Origin of the sequence: Mesorhizobium australicum, from assembly GCF_900177325.1 — a bacterium.
Taxonomy (GTDB): domain Bacteria; phylum Pseudomonadota; class Alphaproteobacteria; order Rhizobiales; family Rhizobiaceae; genus Mesorhizobium_A; species Mesorhizobium_A australicum_A.
This window is the reverse complement of sequence record NZ_FXBL01000004.1, coordinates 388,731-405,423: the sequence shown is the minus strand read 5'-3', so window position 1 is coordinate 405,423 and position 16,693 is coordinate 388,731. Positions and strand designations below refer to the sequence as shown.

General features: G+C 64.6%; 17 protein-coding genes and 1 tRNA gene. 11 read left to right on the top strand and 7 right to left on the bottom strand.

The features are described 5' to 3' along the window. The first annotated feature begins 7 nt into the window (after positions 1–7). Genes trbK-alt through B9Z03_RS04320 form a run of 6 tightly spaced genes read left to right on the top strand, consistent with a single transcriptional unit; the run spans position 8 to position 4,704 of the window. The gene (gene trbK-alt, locus B9Z03_RS04345) at positions 8–277 is read left to right on the top strand and encodes a putative entry exclusion protein TrbK-alt (protein WP_085467493.1); all 270 of its coding nucleotides are present in this window, start codon (positions 8–10) and stop codon (positions 275–277) included. Positions 278–280: 3 nt separating this feature from the next. After that, positions 281–1,636, top strand: coding sequence for a P-type conjugative transfer protein TrbL (gene trbL / locus B9Z03_RS04340; protein ID WP_085463061.1), 1,356 nt, complete (start codon positions 281–283; stop codon positions 1,634–1,636). Beyond that, on the top strand, positions 1,633–2,322 hold the full coding sequence (trbF, locus tag B9Z03_RS04335; protein WP_085463060.1) for a conjugal transfer protein TrbF: 690 nt from the start codon (positions 1,633–1,635) through the stop codon (positions 2,320–2,322). Before trbL ends, trbF begins: the two co-directional genes overlap by 4 nt. After that, entirely contained in the window at positions 2,319–3,308 is a 990-nt protein-coding gene (trbG, locus tag B9Z03_RS04330; RefSeq protein ID WP_085463059.1) for a P-type conjugative transfer protein TrbG, read from the top strand. Before trbF ends, trbG begins: the two co-directional genes overlap by 4 nt. Continuing rightward, positions 3,305–4,477 (top strand): TraB/TrbI/VirB10 family type IV secretion system protein, encoded by a 1,173-nt coding sequence (locus tag B9Z03_RS04325; protein ID WP_085463058.1) that lies wholly within the window; start codon positions 3,305–3,307, stop codon positions 4,475–4,477. Before trbG ends, B9Z03_RS04325 begins: the two co-directional genes overlap by 4 nt. Further along, positions 4,477–4,704: a DUF2274 domain-containing protein gene (locus B9Z03_RS04320; protein ID WP_085463057.1), complete on the top strand. Its 228-nt coding sequence runs from the start codon at positions 4,477–4,479 to the stop codon at positions 4,702–4,704. The genes B9Z03_RS04325 and B9Z03_RS04320 overlap by 1 nt, the downstream gene beginning before the upstream one ends. A 15-nt stretch (positions 4,705–4,719) precedes the next feature. Here the strand turns inward: B9Z03_RS04320 and B9Z03_RS04315 are convergent, their stop codons facing one another. The 5 genes from B9Z03_RS04315 to B9Z03_RS04295 all read right to left on the bottom strand — a co-directional run bounded on the left by B9Z03_RS04315 (position 4,720) and on the right by B9Z03_RS04295 (position 9,890). Then, entirely contained in the window at positions 4,720–5,622 is a 903-nt protein-coding gene (locus B9Z03_RS04315) for a LysR family transcriptional regulator (RefSeq protein ID WP_085463056.1), read from the bottom strand. A gap of 201 nt (positions 5,623–5,823) precedes the next feature. Beyond that, entirely contained in the window at positions 5,824–6,984 is a 1,161-nt protein-coding gene (locus B9Z03_RS04310) for a threonine synthase (RefSeq protein WP_085463055.1), read from the bottom strand. 3 nt (positions 6,985–6,987) lie between these two features. Then, the gene (locus B9Z03_RS04305) at positions 6,988–8,502 is read right to left on the bottom strand and encodes a tripartite tricarboxylate transporter permease (RefSeq protein WP_085463054.1); all 1,515 of its coding nucleotides are present in this window, start codon (positions 8,500–8,502) and stop codon (positions 6,988–6,990) included. After that, positions 8,502–8,921 (bottom strand): tripartite tricarboxylate transporter TctB family protein, encoded by a 420-nt coding sequence (locus tag B9Z03_RS04300; RefSeq protein ID WP_085463053.1) that lies wholly within the window; start codon positions 8,919–8,921, stop codon positions 8,502–8,504. The genes B9Z03_RS04305 and B9Z03_RS04300 overlap by 1 nt, the downstream gene beginning before the upstream one ends. 3 nt (positions 8,922–8,924) lie before the next feature. Continuing rightward, a complete protein-coding gene (locus B9Z03_RS04295; RefSeq protein WP_085463052.1) occupies positions 8,925–9,890 on the bottom strand; it encodes a tripartite tricarboxylate transporter substrate binding protein in 966 nt (321 codons plus the stop codon). Positions 9,891–10,030: 140 nt separating this feature from the next. Between B9Z03_RS04295 and B9Z03_RS04290 the strand changes: the two genes are divergently transcribed. Both B9Z03_RS04290 and B9Z03_RS04285 read left to right on the top strand, forming a co-directional pair. Continuing rightward, on the top strand, positions 10,031–11,215 hold the full coding sequence (locus tag B9Z03_RS04290; protein ID WP_085463051.1) for a M24 family metallopeptidase: 1,185 nt from the start codon (positions 10,031–10,033) through the stop codon (positions 11,213–11,215). A 20-nt stretch (positions 11,216–11,235) separates the two neighbouring features. Beyond that, positions 11,236–12,018 (top strand): IclR family transcriptional regulator, encoded by a 783-nt coding sequence (locus B9Z03_RS04285; RefSeq protein WP_085463050.1) that lies wholly within the window; start codon positions 11,236–11,238, stop codon positions 12,016–12,018. A 269-nt stretch (positions 12,019–12,287) separates the two neighbouring features. On the opposite strand, the gene B9Z03_RS04280 is transcribed toward B9Z03_RS04285, so the two are convergent. After that, positions 12,288–12,364, bottom strand: a tRNA-Arg gene (locus B9Z03_RS04280). A 423-nt stretch (positions 12,365–12,787) separates the two neighbouring features. Further along, complete coding sequence (locus B9Z03_RS04275) at positions 12,788–13,906, bottom strand: 5-methyltetrahydropteroyltriglutamate--homocysteine S-methyltransferase (protein WP_085463049.1); 1,119 nt, start codon at positions 13,904–13,906, stop codon at positions 12,788–12,790. A 315-nt stretch (positions 13,907–14,221) separates the two neighbouring features. Between B9Z03_RS04275 and B9Z03_RS04270 the strand changes: the two genes are divergently transcribed. From B9Z03_RS04270 to B9Z03_RS04260, 3 genes are all read left to right on the top strand, one after another. Beyond that, positions 14,222–15,256, top strand: a complete 1,035-nt coding sequence (locus B9Z03_RS04270; protein ID WP_085463048.1) for a TRAP transporter substrate-binding protein — start codon at positions 14,222–14,224, stop codon at positions 15,254–15,256. Between the two features lie 134 nt (positions 15,257–15,390). After that, on the top strand, positions 15,391–16,077 hold the full coding sequence (locus B9Z03_RS04265; protein ID WP_085463047.1) for a D-lyxose/D-mannose family sugar isomerase: 687 nt from the start codon (positions 15,391–15,393) through the stop codon (positions 16,075–16,077). A gap of 3 nt (positions 16,078–16,080) precedes the next feature. Beyond that, on the top strand, positions 16,081–16,689 hold the full coding sequence (locus tag B9Z03_RS04260; RefSeq protein ID WP_085463046.1) for a nucleoside/nucleotide kinase family protein: 609 nt from the start codon (positions 16,081–16,083) through the stop codon (positions 16,687–16,689). Positions 16,690–16,693 lie beyond the last annotated feature (4 nt).

Here is a 16,693-nt window from a genome sequence, read left to right as displayed (position 1 = left end):
GGTGATGATGGACGGCAAGATGTTCGGCCGCCTTGCTCTGGTGATCGTGCTGGCCGTGGCGGTCACCGCCACGGCGGTCCACCGAGCGCGCGAGAACCCCTCGGACGCCACTCGACCGTCTCCCACCCTGCGCAGCGAGACGCCGCGCGCCGATCCGCTACGCGAAACGCTCCGGCGCTGCCAGCAGATCGGCGAGGCCGCGACGCGCGATGCCGGTTGCCTCGCCGCCTGGGACGAGAACCGCCGCCGCTTCCTGTCGTCGGCAAGGAGGGACTAAGCGATGGGAGGCTCAGGCGTCATCGATCGGTTCCTGGAAGTCTTCACCTCCTATATCGACAGCGGCTTCGGGCTGCTCGGCGGCGAAGTCGCGTTCATCGCCTCGACGCTGATCGTCATCGACGTGACGCTCGCCGCCCTGTTCTGGGCCTGGGGCGCCGACGAGGACGTCCTGGCGCGCCTGGTCAAGAAGACGATCTTCGTCGGCATATTCGCCTATCTGATTTCCAACTGGAACGGGCTGGCGCGGATCGTTTTCGACTCCTTCGCCGGACTCGGCCTGATGGCCTCCGGCACCGGCTTCTCCGTCGCCGACCTCATGCGCCCCGGCCGCGTCGCCCAGACCGGGCTCGACGCCGGCCGCCCGCTGCTCCAGGCCATCGCCGAGATCTCCGGCTACTGGGCCTTCTTCGAGAATTTCCTCCAGATCATCTGCCTGCTGATCGCCTGGGTGCTGGTACTTTTGGCGTTTTTCATTTTGAGCGTCCAATTGTTCGTCACGCTCATAGAATTCAAGCTGACAACGCTCGCGGGCTTCGTGCTGATCCCCTTCGGCCTGTTCAGCCAGTCGGCCTTCATGGCCGAGCGCGTGCTCGGCAATGTCATCTCCTCCGGCGTGAAGATCCTGGTCCTCGCCGTCATCATCGGCATCGGCTCGACCCTGTTCGGCGAGTTCACCTCGGGCTTCGGCGGCGAGCAGCCGACCATCGACGACGCGATGGCGATCGTGCTGGCAGCGCTGTCGCTGCTCGGTCTCGGCATCTTCGGGCCGGGCATCGCCAACGGCATCGTCTCCGGCGGCCCGCAGCTCGGCGCCGGCGCAGCGGTCGGGACCGGCCTTGCCGTGGGCGGCGCTGCCGTCGCCGCCGGTGGCGCAACCATGCTCGCCGCCAAGGGCGGCCGAGCGGCCTGGTCGGCCGGAGGCGCCGCGATGCGCGGCGGCACCGCCGTCGCCGGCGGCGCTACCGCAGCCTATTCGCTGGCCTCGACGGGCGAGAGCGGCACGGCAGGCGTTGCCGCGGGGCTCGGCGGCGCCGCGCGCGCCGCGGGCGGAGCCGCGGTGTCTCCACTCAAACGGGCCGCCTCGCGCGTCTCCGGCAGCCTCCGCTCCTCCTTCGATGCCGGCGGCAAGGCCGCCTTCGAGGCCACCGGCGGATCGTCCTCGATGGGGACCGTTGGCGGCGCGTCCCAGCCCGCAGCGCCTTCCGGCCCGAGCGATGGTCCGCCTGGCTGGGCCCGCCGCATGAAGCGCGGCGGCTCGATGAGCCACGGCGTCATGGCCGCGGCCCACGCGGTCCGCTCCGGCGACAACCACGGCGGCGGCGCCTCCGTCAGCCTCTCCGAAAGAGACAAATCATGACCTTCTTCAAACGAGCCACGACCCACTACGGCAAGACGCCGGAACCGGAGACGCCCTATCAGCGCGCCGCCCAGGTCTGGGACGAGCGCATCGGCTCGGCCCGCGTCCAGGCGAAGAACTGGCGGCTCATGGCCTTCGGCTGCCTGATCCTCTCGGCCGGCTTCGCCAGCGCCCTGGTCTGGCAATCGGCGCGGGGAACCGTCGTACCCTGGGTGGTCGAGGTGGATCGCGCCGGCGAGGCCCGCGCGGTCGAACCCGCCTCCGCCGACTATCGTCCGACCGATCCGCAGATCGCCTTCCATCTCGCGCGTTTCATCGAGCAGGTCCGCGGCCTGCCGGCCGACGCGATCGTCGTGCGGCAGAACTGGTTGCAGGCCTATGAGTTCACCACCGATCGGGGTGCTGTCGCCCTCAACGACTATGCGCGCTCGGCCAATCCCTTCTCTCGCGTCGGACGCCAGCAGGTCGCGGTCGAGGTCTCGAGCGTGATCCGCGCCTCGCCGGACTCGTTCCGCGTCGCCTGGACGGAACGTCGCTACGAGAACGGTCAGCTCGCCGGCACCGAACGCTGGACCGCCATCCTCACCGTCGTCATCCAGCCGCCACGCGATGCCGAGCGCCTGCGCCGCAATCCGCTCGGTGTCTTCATCAATGCCATCAACTGGTCAAAGGAGCTGGGGCAATGACCAGACCGAAAATCCGTCGAGCCGATAGTCCGGCTTTCCGCAAATCCGCTTCCACGTTTGGCGTCCTTGTCCTGTCCACGATGACGCTCGCGGCCTGCGCTACCGCGCCGAAGCCGCCGCAGATCAGCTACGATGCCGATGTCCCGCCGCTGCCGGCGGTCGCCGTCAGCACCGGCGATGCGACGCAGCGGCCGATCCTCGTGCCGCCCACCTGGACCCCGTCAAAGGGCGGCGATCCGGCGAGCACGCCGACCCGCCGCGTCGAGAACGCCAATGTCGCAGCGCGGGTCGAACCTCGAAAGGAGGGATACTACAACGCCATCCAGATCTATCCCTGGAGCGAGGGCGCGCTCTATCAGGTCTATGCCGCGCCCGGCCAGATCACCAACATCGCGCTGGAATCAGGCGAGAGCCTGACCGGGGCGGGGCCGATCGCGGCGGGCGACACGGCGCGCTGGATCATCGGCGACACCGAATCCGGGTCTGGCGTGACCCGCCGCGTCCACGTCCTGGTGAAGCCGACGCGCACCGACATCACCACCAATCTGGTCATCACAACCGACCGCCGAACCTACATGATCGAGCTGCGCGCCGGCGAAAAGCCCTACATGCCGGCGGTGGCCTGGGCCTACCCGCAGGTCCCGTCATCCCGGTCCAGCGTTCCTGCCGCGCCGATCATCCCGGCCCAGACGGCGCGCAACTATCGCTACGGGCTGACCGGCGATACCCCGCCCTGGCGGCCGGTCTCGGTCTATGACGACGGCCGCCGCGTCTATGTCGAGTTTCCACGCGGGATCGTCCAGGGCGAAATGCCGCCCATCTTTGTCATCGGCTCGAACGGCGAGCCGGAGATCGTCAACAGCCGCATCTACCAGAACGTCCTGATCGTCGACCGGCTGTTCGGGGCCGCGGAACTGCGGCTCGGCGGCGGCAGGCAGCAGCAGACCGTCAGGATCGTGCGAACCGATGGGAGGCCCTCGACATGACCGAGACCGACGCAGGGAGGGAGAACGAGGGGGGCGCCGCGACGCAGGAGCCTGCCGGCGCGATGCGGCTGCGGGCCGAGGCTCGGCGCGTGACGCGCATCTCGCGCCGCGTGCTGGCCGGTCTCGGCCTGGTCGCCGGTCTCGGCATCGGCGGTGCGCTGATCTATGCGCTCCAGACCGCGGATCGGCAGCCGGGCCAGGACGAACTCTTCATCACAGACCGACGGCAGACCGCAGATGGCTTGCAGGGCCTGCCGAACGACTACAGCGGCATTCCCCAGCTCGGCCCGCCGCTTCCCGGCGATCTCGGCGGCCCGATCGTCCGCGCCCGCGACGAGGGGCGAGCCGTCCCGGCCGAGGTCGTCCCCGTGCCGCAGGCCGATCCGGAGGAACAGCGCCGCCTTGCCGAAATGGAAGCGGCACGAACCAGCGAGCTCTTCTACCAGACCCGGGCTCCCGCGGCTTCGGTACTTCCGGGCTTCCAGCCCTCGCTCGGCGGCACGCCGTCGGCGCTCGGGGCCGGAAACCAGGATCGACAGCTCGCCTTCCTCAATGCGGAGGTCGATCGCCGCACCGTCGCGCCCGACCGCGTGGCGACGCCGGCCTCGCCGTTCGTGCTGCAAGCCGGCTCGGTAATCCCGGCCGCACTCATCACCGGCATTCGCTCCGACCTGCCGGGCCAGATCACCGCGCAGGTCACGCAGCACATCTTCGACAGTCCCACCGGCAGCATCCTTCTCGTCCCACAGGGCACGAGGCTCATCGGCGAATATGACAATGGCGTCGCCTTCGGTCAGCGTCGCGTCCTCCTGGTGTGGTCACGGCTGATCTTCCCGAACGGCCGCTCCATCGTGCTGGAGCGCCATCCTGGCGCCGACACGGCGGGCTATGCCGGCCTGGAGGACGGCGTCGACTACCACTGGTGGGATCTGATGAAGGCAGCCGGTCTCTCGACGCTGCTTGCCGTCGGCGCGGAACTGACGATGGACGACGACGACCGGCTCATCCAGGCGATCCGCGGCGGCGCTCAGGACACGATCAACGACGCCGGTCAGCAGATCATTCAGCGGCAATTGCAGGTCGCGCCGACCCTCACTATTCGGCCCGGCTTCCCAGTGCGTGTGATTGTCACGCGAGACCTGGTCCTCGAGCCCTACGGAGCCGCCTGATGACGAAACTCAAGCTCGGCGCGATTAAAGACGACAAGCCCATCAAGGTCACCGTGGAGTTGCCAGCCGCACTGCACCGCGACCTTACGAGCTACGCCGAGGTGCTCTCTCGCGAAACGGGGCAGACAATCGGCGATCCGAGCCGGCTGATCGTGCCGATGTTGCAGCGTTTCATCGCGACGGATCGCGGTTTTGCACGGTCGCGTACGACGTCCGGAACGTCGTGACGTCTGTAACGGCCGCTAGGTCGGCTGAGACGGCGAGGTAGACGCGCGCAGGATTCTCAGCAGGCTACTCAGTGCGGGATTGGAGTTCGATTCCATCCAGACGGCATGAATGCCGATCGCACTCCTGCCGGCTAGCGGGATGAGCACCACCTCCTCCGGCGCGGCCCGGGGAAGCTGCCCGACGACGATCGTCACGCCAAAGCCGCACGCGACCATGCTGAGGAGATCGCAGAAGCCGACGCGGTGCAGATGCAGGTCCGGCTCGACGCCGGATTTGGCCACGCGACGGACCAGATAGTCTCCGACTTCCGGACCCATGCCGCTGGCGCTGAAGATAAACTTCTCCGAACGAAGCTCCTCAAGCATCAGCACCCGGGCCTGGGCCAACCGATGCGACTTCGGCAGCGCGACCTTCAGACGCTCGTTACGCAAAAATAGGAACTGCGACACGCCATCAGCGGGAGTCTTGGTCACGAACGCGATGTCTGCCTTCCGCTGCAGAATTAGCGTCAGGCTGCTGCCGCAAGTTCCTTCCACCATCTCGACCGACACGCCCTGATGTCTATCCCGGAACGGCTCGAGAACATCCTCAAGCAAACGAAAGGGCACGCTCACAGCGACAGTAAGTTCGCCATGCTCGCCGCGCTGAACCGCGCCGATGCGCTGCATGGCGCGATCGAGGTGGTCAAATCCCTGGGTCACCTCCTGAAGGAATCGCTCACCCGCTGGGGTCGGCCGGACACCTGAATGGCTGCGTTCGAATAGTGGAGCACCAACGCGATATTCCAGACTCCGGACACCCTTGCTCACACTCGATTGCAGGACATTCAACGCCACCGCGGCGCGCCGGAAGCTGCCATGCTCGGCCGCAGCCTGGGCATACCGGAACAACCGAAGGTCGAGGATGCGGTCAGGCACCGGACGTTCTCACGATGCAACTGGGAGATTCCAGCGTTTCCATGAGACGTACCGAATGTGACCTTCCACATTCAGACATCGCCGCGCGCCTCCTCGTACTACGCCGGACCTTCATGCCGCAATGGCTCCACATCCGTTGCGTTCTGCAATCGAGAATTCACATCATGACTAGACACTGGTGACAGGTTGCTGATGAGGCGCTCAGACCTCGTGGCCCGCGCTTTCTTTGTAGCCGTGCGAGGTTGCGATCAGCAGTGCGCTGCGCGGCGGTTGATCGCCCCCCTGTAGCAGTCGCCTCAAACCAGTCAGTGACGCTGCGGCAGACAGTTCAAGAAACAGTCCGTGCCGTGCGAGCACCCTCTGATCGGCGAGCGCCAACTCCTCAGCAACCGACACCGCCGCTCCACGAGTCTTTGTGACGGCCAACCAAGATTGGAAAGTGACCGTCGCACCGCCGATCGAGACAAGCAGCGACCTGCCGGGATAGTGCGAGCGAAGATCCTGCCCCGCGAGTACCTTTTCGAGCCGCGGAAAGGGTTCCACGGCGACCAGCCGCGGCTGGCTGGAACGCCGGCCAGCCGAGACCGCGTCGGCGAGACCCTGGTAGATCCCCCAAAGCAGGTCGCCGCGCGCCGTCGGCACAAGGATCGCTTCGATGTCGGCCGTCGCCTCATCCTCGGCGAGTTCGTAGCCGAGCGTCTTGTAGCCGTCCACGCCCCACGGGTCGCTTCCGACCGGCGGGTCGAGGTAGTTTGTCGCCGACGCATAGCCTTCGTCCCGCACCATTCGACGCACGATCGCCCAACGTTCCAGACTGTCCTCGGTGTAGATGATCTCCGCACCAGTCATCTCGATCGCACGACGCCAGGGCGGGCTGATGGCCGGCGTCGTGACGATGATGCAGGGCAGGCCGGCAGCGGCGGCATAGGCGGCGACAGACGCGCCGGCATTGCCGCTCGACGCGGCGACCACGCCATGCGCCCCCCGGTCCTTCGCCCGAGCTACAAATTGCACGCTCATGCGGTCCTTGTGCGAGCCGGTGGGATTAGCGCCTTCGAGCTTTATCGAGAGCCGATCCATGCCAAGTTCGCCGGCCAGACGAGGCAAATCTACAATCGGCGTATCGCCCTCTCCCAAACTTTCGAAGGAACAGTAGGGAAGGCGATGGGAAAACCGTCGCATTCCCCGGCCCGAACCGCTCCAGACAACGTCCGGCATCGTCTTGTCATAGACCGGGACGACGCTGGCCGGGCGATGCTGCGCCTGACATTTCGGGCATCCTTCATGATAGTCGTGTATGGGATGAAGTTCTTCGCATCGGATGCACTGGAATCCGGTCAGATGTTGATTGATCTTCAGCATGACTCATTCGGCATTGTCGGAAGAGGAAATTTTGACGCCGCGCAGGCGAAGCACCGTCGGCAGGAACACGATCAGAAAGGCGATCGCCAAGAAGAAGGCGCTCAGTGGGCTGGTCAGGAACGCGGTCGCTTGGCCATGCCCAATGATGAGGCCCTGCATCAGGCTCTCCTCGAACAGTCGGCCAAGCACGAAAGCGAGTAGCAGCGGCGCTACGTCGAAGCCGGTCTTGCGCAACCCGTATCCCACGAGGCCAAAGGCCAGCATCGTCCCAACATCGAACATGTTGTTGTTGATGCTGTAGGCGCCGATCACGCAGAAGAACAGGATCAGGATCGACATGACGGCGCGCGGCACGCGCAGGAGTGATACGAACAGGCCCACGAGCGGCACATTCAGGACGACGAGAATGGCGTTGCCGACGAACATGCTAGCGATGACGCCCCAGAACATCTCGGGATGGTCCACGATCAGTCGGGGTCCCGGCGTGACGCCTGCCATGAGCAGGGCTCCCATGATGACGCCGATCGTCGCGTTGGCCGGGATGCCGAGGCAGAGAAGGGGTACGAAACTCGCCTGCGCCCCGGCGTTGTTTGCCGCCTCCGGTCCGGCGACGCCTGCGACAGCGCCCTTGCCGAAGGCCTCCGGGGTCTTCGAGATCTTCCGTTCCAACATATAGCTGGCGAAGCTCGCGATCATTCCGCCGCCTCCGGGCAGCAGTCCGAGGAAGAAGCCGAGCAGGCTGCCGCGAACGACCGGAGCTGCGGATTCACCGATCTCTCGTCTATTGGGGAGCAATTCCTTCAGACCTTTCGGCGAACGCGCAGCCTTGGCACCGTCGTCCCGTTCCTCCGCCATCAGCAACACCTCGCTGATGCCGAACAGGCCCATCGCGAGAATTGCTATGTTGAAACCGTCCCGCAGCGGCGGCACGTCGAACACGAAGCGCTCGTCGCCCGACACCAGATCGACGCCGATGGTTGCCAGAAGCAGACCGAGCCCGATCATGGCAACCGACCTGGTTCGTGTCCCTTCCCCGACGCCTAGCACTAGCGTGAATCCGAGGATGAGCAGAGAGGTCTTCTCTATGGGACCGAAAGCGAGCGCGAACTCTGCCACGCCCGGTCCGACAATCGCAATTCCGAGCGTCGCGACGATTCCGGCGAAGAAGCTTCCGAATGCGGCGATGGCAAGGGCGGCTCCAGCGCGACCGCGCCGCGCCATCTGGTAGCCGTCGATGCAAGTGATGACGCTTGCGGCCTCGCCTGGGATCTTCACCAATATCGAAGTGATCGAGCCGCCATACATCGCACCGTAGTAGATGCCGGAGAGCAGGATGACGGCACTGGTCTTGTCGAGATAGACCGAGATCGGCAGCAGCAGGCTGATCGTAGCGGTCGGTCCGAGGCCGGGGAGAACGCCGACCGCAGTGCCGACGACACAGCCTGCGAGCGCGATCAGTAGGTTCAACGGTGTGACCGCCTGCCCGAAGCCAAGGGCAAGATCGCCGAACAGGTCCATCAGATGCTCCCAAGCAGGCCGTGCGGAAGCGGCACCATCAGCGTGCGCTCAAACAGCAGCCAACTACCAAACGCTGTTCCCGCGGCAATGAGCGCAGAACGGGGAATCGACATACCTTCGACGAAACGCAGAATGACAGCCGCCACAATTGCGAGCCCCGGAAGGAGCCCCACGAGCAAGGACAGCGGGAGGATCGCCACGAGCCCGACGCAGTAGGCGAGCGGTCGCAACCCGAAGCTGAGATTTTCTTGCGCGGTTTCCGCGACGGCAGCCCAAAGACAGGCGACGATCACTATCGCCGCTGCAATGCTCGGCATCAGCCCTGAGCCGGGCATGCCGAAGGTCCAGATACTATAGTGAAGCACCGCATAGATCATCGCGGCCGTGGCCGCGATGATCAGAGTGATGGCGCCTGCCACCCGCTAAAGTCCCAGTTCCTTGATGGCCTGCCCGAGACTGCTGTAGGCCTCCTTGGCGCGTTCGGTAAACTCGTCGCTGTTCCAGTAGAGTTTACCGCCCTTCACCACTTTGAGATAGTCGTCGAACTCGGGCGCGGCCTGAAGTTCCTTCACCACGTCGTTCCAATAGGCAACGACCTCGGCGGGGAGGCCGGCCGGACCGACCAGCCCGTACGTCGCTTCCACGGCGATAGGCTGACCCATCTCGCCATAGGTCGGCACGTCGGGAAAGCCCGCGATCTTCTCGGTTCCCGTGGAAGCGAGAAGCCGCACCTGACCGGCATCGAGTTGAGGGCCGTAGTCAGAGGATACCGACGCCTCGATATGGCCTCCAAGCAGCGCGGTGATCGCCTCGGAACCTCCCTTGAAGGGCACGAAGGTGGTTTGAGCCTTGGCGCGACGGAAGGCCGCCTCAGTCGCGAGATGGGCGGCGCCGCGGACGCCCGCCGTGCCCCACCTGAACTTGCCGGGATTGTCGACCGCGTATTTCACGGCGTCGTCCCAGGTCGCGAACGGACTGTCCGCCTTCACGTAGAAGGCGATCGGCACGAACACGTGCGCCACCACATAGGTGAAACTGGTCAGGGGATCGTAAGACACTTTCTGCAGATGGGGCGTGGTCGCGAATGGGCTGACCGAGTAGAGGCCAAGCGTGGTTCCGTCGGCTTCCGCCTCGGCCACCTGGGTTGTGCCGATCGTTGCGCCCGCGCCAGGCCGGAAGTCCACGGCGGTGGCGTCGCCTTTCCTGCTGCTGGCGAAATCGGCGATCACGCGTGCGCTGAGATCACCCGCACCGCCTGCGGCGAACGGCACAAGAATCGTGGTCGGGCGCGCCGGATACGTTGTCTGAGCATAGGTCAGTCTCGGCAAGCCCAATGCACCTGCCCCGGCCAGACCGAAGCTGGAAAGGATGAAACCGCGTCTGTTCATTGCCTTCTCCCATTGTTCCGATTATCGAAACGCTGTTACGATTTTCTATTGTATTGTCGGCATGAATCTGTTGTCAATGGCATCTCGCCCGCCGCCTCGCGTCGGCGCGCCAAGCCGCCTTCAAGTTGGGAACCGCAAGCATGCTTCAAACCGGCACCTCACTAGCCACTCAGATCACGAACCTTGCAGTAGAGAGACTCGACCGGGTGCGCCGGAAGATGGAGGCTGAGGGCCAGGACCTTCTCGTCGTCGCCAGCCCGGAAAACGTCCTCTACACGAGCGGCTACGAGAGCATGGGGGCGACGATAAACCGGCGCTACAGTTACGCGGCGCTGGTCACGCTGGACGACCTGCTGCTCGTCGCGCCGGCCGCGGATTTTGCGCCAGCCATCGATGCCGGGATCCGGCCGGAGAAAGTCTATACCTTCGGCAAGTTCTTCTTCAGCGGCGGCACCGCGGCCTCACATAACGAGGTGCGCCACGACACCTTCGAGGATGGGCTCCTGGCGGCGCTGTCCGGGCTGAAGGCTGAACGCATCGCTGCCGAGCATACGTTCCTGTCAAAAGGAGCTCTCGACGCTCTCACCACGGCAGGGGCAACGGTCGCCGACGCCACGTCTTGGATGCTGGCCTTGCGATCTCGCAAACTGCCACTTGAGGTCGAACTTCTCCGATACACCACACAGATCACCCAGCGGGCGATCGAGGCAGGCATCGCCGGCGCGGCTCCGGGCGTCACAGACAAGGAGGTGGCCTCGATCGTCGCCTCCCACATGTCGCTCGGCGGCGGCCTGCCGCGCAATGTCACTGTGGTCGGGGGCCTGCGCAGCGCCTTGGCGGATGCCATGAGCACGGAACGGCCACTCGCCGCGGGCGACCTGCTGCGGTTCGACACGGGGTGCAGCTACTACGGCTACAAGTCCGACATGGCCCGGACGGCGGTCATCGGCGAACCGACCAGGCTTCAGGCTGAGCGCTACGCCGCCCTGCTGGAAGGACTACAGGCCGCCATCGACATGATGAAGCCGGGTGTGAATGCGCGCGATGTGTTCGAAAAGAGTGTGACTGTCGTCGAGGCGAAGGGATTGCGACCATATCGCCGGCAGCATGTCGGGCATGCTATCGGCATGGCCGTGTACGAGGCGCCGGTGATCATGCCGGAGAGTGGAGACATCCTGCAGGCGGGCGCCACATTCTGCCTGGAGACGCCCTATTACGAGCCTGGCTGGGGCGGCATGATGGTCGAGGATACGGGGCTCCTCACCGACGACGGCTTCGAACTTTTTTCAACGACCGATCGCTCTCTGCGCGTCGTTCCCGCCTGAGGCGAAAAGGGGATCTGTTGATGACACTGAGCCCGAAGCCCACTGGAAACAGCCAGTCCCTTCAGCGGGGCCTGGAAATCCTGCTGATCCTCGACCAGGCGGCTGCTCCGGTTGGAATCAGAGAGATCGCGAGGCAACTCGAACTCAGCGCCACAATCGTCCAGCGCCTAATCAACACGCTGGCGCACAACCATTTCGTCACCCAGGATCCGGAGACGCGCCGCTATTCGATAGGATACCGGGCCTTGGGCCTCGGCTGGAGCCTGACCAAGAAGGATCGCCTGATCTCTGTAGCCAAGCCGGAACTCGACATGCTGGCCACGAAGCACCTGCTCAACGGCTATCTGGGTATCCAGCGCGGCCTGCGCGCCGTCTATATCCTCTCCGCGCAGAGCGAGGGACCGATCGTTATCCGCAGCGTCCCGGGAAGCGAGACCTACCTTCACAGCACCGCACTTGGAAAAGTGCTGCTCGCAGGTTTGGCCGACGACGAGGTGGAGAGGCTGCTTCGCAGCGAGCGGCTTGAGCAGGTGACGCCCAAGACATGTACCGATCCCAAGGTCCTGCTCAAACAGATCCAGGAAGTGCGAGACCAGGGCTACGCCGTGATCACCGGAGAGAACATTTCCGGAGTAGTCTCAGTCGGCGCCCCGATCCGCGATGCGTCGGAGCGAACCGTCGCAGCTCTAAGCACAGCATTCGCAGAATGGGCATCGCCCGAGTTCGACGTCGCCGGGATCACAATTTTGGTCAGAGAAAGCGCCACCCGCATTTCCAGAATGCTGGGAAGCCGATCAGCATAACCTCGAATTGACCAGACGGCACTTGTTCTCAACTACGATGATGCAATCGATGGAAAGTCATCGAGGATGGTGGCGACCCGCCGATTCGAACGCGGGCCCTTCGCCTTCCGAGTATTGCGGCGAAGCCATGTCTGGTGAAAGGCGACGTTACGTACCAAGGCTTGTATCGTGTTAGCCTGATGCCGCAGGCAATCATCCCGGCGGAAACAAACCGCGAAAGGATTCGAACCTCTGACCCCCCAGATTCGTAGTTTGTAGGTTCGGAGAAGTGGCGCACCCGCCGCGATTCGAACGCGGGACCTTCGCCTTCGGAGGGCGACGCTCTATCCAGCTGAGCTACGGGTGCATCTGCTTACGCAGTGCTTACGCGGGATTTCCGCGATTGTGAAGGGCTGGATACCCTTTGCGTAAGTCCTTGAACTTCTATGTACTTTTTCTCATCAATCGCGACCCAGCGGACTTGACGCATGCCTTCGGAGGGCAACGCTCTATCCAGCTGAGCTACGGGTGCAAGCCAAGGGAGAAGCGCGAGGGCTTCGCGGTCTCTCATAGCCGATCAATAGCGGGCCTTCAACGCCGAAAAGACATCTCAGCTGCGGGGCTTTCCCGGAAGCAAGACCGCCAGGAGAAACAGTGCTCTGATGGCGGTGTACGGTGCATAGATATGCAGACGGATCTTCAGCGACAGCGTCCTATCGGTCGCCGGCGCGGCAGGTGCGGGTTGCGGTCCTGCGGCACGCCGGCGACCGGGGCAGGCCTGTCAGCGCGCCTATCTGTCGACGCCGCCCCAGATCGCCTCTGCGGTCTTCACGACCAGGTCGAGCTTGCGGCGCTGGTCGTCGGCCGTCACCTTGTTGCCCTCCTCGGTCGAGGCGAATCCGCATTGGGGGGCGATGCCGAGTTGGGCGATGTCGGCGAATTTCGAGGCGGCGTCGAACTTGCGCTTGAGATCGTCGAGCTTTTCGAGATCGCCGGTCTTGGTGGTGATGAAGCCCGGCAGGACGCGCTTGTTGCCGCGCGGCAGCAGGCGCAGCGGCTCGAGCCCGCCGGCGCGCTCGGTGTCGTATTCCATGAAATAGACGTCGACGCCGGTCTGGTTGAAGATCGCATCAGCCGCGGGATCGTAGGCGCCCTCGGCCGCATAGGTGGAGGCGAAGTTGCCGCGGCACATGTGCATGGCGATCAGCATGTCGTCGGGGCGGTCCTTGATCGCCTCGTGCATCATCCAGGCATAGCGCTCGATCAGCCAGTCCGGATCCTGGCCGTCAGCCTTCTTCGCAGCCCGATGCTTGGGGTCGCAGAGATAGGCGAAGAAAATGTCGTCCATCTGCAGGTAGCGGCAACCGGCATCGTAGAACGCCTTCACCGCCTTCGCGTAGGTTTTCGCCAGATCGGCGAACAGCGCTTCCGGGTCGTCGCGATATTCCTTCGGATGGATGTCGGCCTTCGCGACGCGGAAGTGACAGCACGACGGCCCCGGAATCGAGATCTTCGGGGTAACCTTCGTCACCGAGGCGACGTAGCGGTAGTGGTCGAGCATCGGATGATCGTCGGGAAAGTCGAGCTTCTCCTTGATCGTCGGGAAGATCGGCCGGAGCTTCACGCCGTGGAACTGGATGCCTTCGTCGCGCTCTTCCAGGTCGAAGCCGCTGAGTTCGCCCATGAAGTCGTAGTGCCAGAAGGAGCGGCGGAACTCGCCGTCGGTCACGGCCAGCAGACCGGCCTCCTCCTGCTGGCGCACGGCCTCGCGGATCGCCTCGTCCTCGATTCCCTTCAGCTCTTCCCAGTCGAGCGTGTGGTCCTCGTAATGGGCCTTGCGCGCGGCCTTGACCCGCTCGGGACGCAAAAGACTGCCGACATGGTCGGCGCGATAGGGTGGGGTGGGCATGTGTCCTCCGCGGATTCGATGGCTGCAATCCGAGCCGGGCCGGAAGCTGCCATACATCGGCCGGCCTGGCAATTCATTGTATACAGGACAAGTGACGCGCGATCGGGAGCGCCTAAATTCCCTCCCCGCTCCCTCTCGCGATCAGCCGTAAGACCGGCTAAGAATGGCTTCCGGGAGGGTGAAATTCCAAATGCCGCGCTTTCTGTATACCGCAAAGCGATGGGTCGGTCCTTTCATCCAAAGAGGCCATTTCCAAATTCGTTCTTTTGTATAACAATCAACCATCTGATCACGCTATCCAGGGAGGAGAATGCCATGACCAGACTGACACGCATGCTGCTGGGCGCAACGGTCGCACTCGGCACGATTACAGGCGCCGCTTGGGCGCAGGACGCGACGCTCAAACTGCACCAGATGCTGCCGCCACAGGCGACGATTCCCGCCAAGGCGCTGCGGCCCTGGGCCGAGAAGGTGATGAAGGAGTCGGGCGGGCGCATCAAGATCGACCAGTTCGACGCGATGGCGCTGGGCGGCAAGCCGCCGGAACTGATCGACCAGGCCAAGGACGGCGTCGTCGACATCGTCTGGACCGTCATCGGCTATACGCCCGGCCGTTTCCCGTCGACGGAAGCGTTCGAGCTTCCGTTCATGATGACGACCGGCGAGGCGACCTCGCGGGCGGTGCAGGAATACTGCGAAAAGCACTGCATGGACGAATTCAAGGACTGGAAGGTCATCGCGTGGCATGCGCACGGCCCAGGCCTGATCCATTCCAAGAATCCGGTGAACAAGCTGGAGGACATGAAGGGGCTGAAAGTGCGCGGCGGCTCGCGCATGATCAACCAGATGCTGGAGAAACTTGGCGCCACGCCGGTCGGCATGCCGGTGCCGGCCGTGACCGAGGCGCTGTCCAAGGGCGTGATCGACGCGACCACGATCCCGTGGGAAGTGACCCCGTCGCTCAAGGTGGCCGAGCTGGTGAAGAACCATACCGGGTTCTCCGGCAAGAACGGCCTCTACACGCAGACCTTCGTGGTGGCGATGAACAAGGCTTCGTACGACAAGCTGCCGGATGATTTGAAGAAGGTCATCGACGACAATTCCGGCATCGAAACGGCCGCCTTCTTCGGCAAGGTGATGGACGACGGGGACAAGGTCGGCCTGGCGATCGCCGAGAAGCTCGGCAACAACATCGTCACGCTCGACGAAGCCGAGACGCAGCGCTGGAAAGACGCCGCTGCGCCGCTGGTCGAGGCCTGGGAGGCGGAAATGACCGCCAAGGGCAAGGACGGCAAGGCGCTGGTGTCGGAAGCTCGCGCGCTGGTCGATAAATACTCGACCGGCATGTAGGCGGACAAAGAGCAGGCAAAAGCCGGTCGCGGCGACGCGGCCGGCTTTTCCATTGGGGTCGACCCGGCTAGGCTGTTGCAGGTTAGGATAACGGCCGCGGGCAGCCTGCCGCCGGCGTGCCGGGAGAACGATCGATGAAGCGCTCCGAGGTCAACCACATCCTTCGCAATGGCGACGCGTTCATGCGAGAGCATGGGCAGATCCTGCCGCCTTTCGCCTACTGGACACCGGACGAGATGCGCGCCCGGCGCGGCGAGATCGCGGGCATTGTCGAGCGCAGGCTTGGTTGGGACATCACCGATTACGGCCGCGGCGACTTCGCGCGGCGCGGGCTCTTCCTCTTCACCGCGCGCAACGGCGACGCTGAGGACCTGCGCAAGGGACGCGGGATGCTCTACGCCGAAAAGATCATGATCTCGCGCAAGGACCAGGTGGCGCCGATGCATCGCCACAACGTCAAGGCGGAAGACATCATCAACCGCGGCGGCGGCGTGCTGGCGCTGAAGCTCTATGCCTCCGGGCCGGACGGACTGATCGACCGGGGCGAGGACGTGTCGGTGCCCACCGACGGCGTAATGCGGACGCTGCCGGCCGGTGGCATCCTGCGCTTGTCGCCGGGCGAAAGCGTGACGCTGCTGCCCGGGGTCTGGCACGCCTTCTGGGGCGAAGAGGCGGATGTGCTGATCGGCGAGGTGTCGACCGTCAACGACGACCTGACGGACAACGTCTTCTCCGAACCGATCGCGCGCTTCTCCGAGATCGAGGAGGACGAACCGCCGCTGCGCCTGCTCGTCTCCGACTACGATACCTGGCTTGCCTGACGCATGGATGAGGACGGCCTCCTTGCCGCGATCGCGGAACGCGTCAACGAGCGCGAACGGCTGATCGTCGGCATTGCGGGAGCGCCGGGCTCCGGCAAGTCGACGCTTGCCGAACGGCTTCGCCAGCAGATCGAGGCCTCGGGCGAGAGCGTCGCGGTCGTTCCGATGGACGGCTTCCACTTCGACGACAGGGTGCTTTCCGCGCGCGGGCTGCTGCCGCGCAAGGGCGCGCCGGAGACGTTCGACGTCGCGGGCTTCCGCCACCTGCTGATGCGGCGTGCGCGAGAGACGGAGGTTGCGATCCCGGTCTTCGACCGCTCGATCGAGATATCGCGGGCCGGCGCGGCGGTCGTGCAGGCCGAGACGCGGATCCTGCTTGTCGAGGGCAATTACCTGCTGCTCGACGAGACGCCCTGGAACGGCCTCGCCGGCGCGTTCGACATGACTGTATGGCTCGACGTGCCGGTGGATGAACTCGAACGCCGGCTGGTGCAGCGCTGGCTCGACCATGGCTTCTCCACGGACGCGGCACGCGAGAAGGCGCTGTCGAACGATATCCCGAACGCGCGGCGCACCGCCGCCCGCAGCAGGGCGGCGGATGTCACGCTCTGAGGCG